Annotated in this window: 1 protein-coding gene; it reads right to left on the bottom strand. The window is 40.0% G+C overall.

Features of this window, described 5'->3' with window-relative positions; genetic code table 11:
• Positions 1-535 (bottom strand): hypothetical protein (locus tag N1032_RS24495; protein ID WP_259543119.1); only part of this gene is annotated, 535 nt, incomplete at its 3' end.
• Positions 536-841 lie beyond the last annotated feature (306 nt).

Raw genomic sequence — 841 nt, 5'->3', positions numbered from 1 at the left:
CTTTTACGCCGTCAAACATCGCGTTATCTGCAATGATTGACAAATCACCATCGATGATTTTCTTGATGTAACTATCGGCGCTCTCTTTTGTCTTGTCGTCTGGTGCTGACATCAATTTTTGTGTGCGGGAATTGTAGCCCCACAACATCATATTAATATCATTCTCAACTAAAAACGTATTCGCCTTTTCATACAGCGGCATTAGTCCGATATAGAAATCATCGTTTTTAATCAATACGCCGTCTTTGGCAATATTCAGCGTCTTGTTAAATTTAAGGTATGTATTCGCAATGATGATATCTTGCGGGTTTCCGTAGGCGTCCATTTCACCGCCCATCGTGCCAGCGAAAGCATAAAGCTCGCCGTCTGGCGCGCGGGTAATAAATGCGAAGCCGTGGGTTTGAATGATTTTTTCCAGCTCATGAGCCGGGATAGTTTCAGGTAAGCCCGAATATTCGAACATGCTGGCAGTTTTAGCCAGCATGTATTTATTCGCCTCCTGAATGTTTTTACGTTTGTTTTTGAAGTCGTACATATGTACCCCGTTTTACTGTTTCAGTTTTTCAATCAAAAGTTTGATTGATTCAGTGTTTGCGTCAATTGACTTACTGAATACCTGCATCATTTCAGAGTGTTTATTGAGAGTGTTTTTGATAAACCAGAGTAAAACGACACAAATAAAAATCGGAAATCCCATTGTGTCGATTAGCGCTTTGACGACGTTGATATCCATATTAAACCCTTTTACAGTTTTTTAAGTAGTTAGCAATTGCATCCCCTACGTGGTTATCCTGATAGAAGACTTTATCATTCACGAAAAACCACATGATTCGCTTCTGAA

Origin of the sequence: Herbiconiux daphne (assembly GCF_024979295.1) — a bacterium.
In the GTDB taxonomy this organism is placed as follows: Bacteria; Actinomycetota; Actinomycetes; order Actinomycetales; family Microbacteriaceae; genus Herbiconiux; species Herbiconiux daphnes.
Note: the sequence above shows the minus strand (reverse complement) of the source record. Positions and strands in the feature narration are given on the sequence as shown.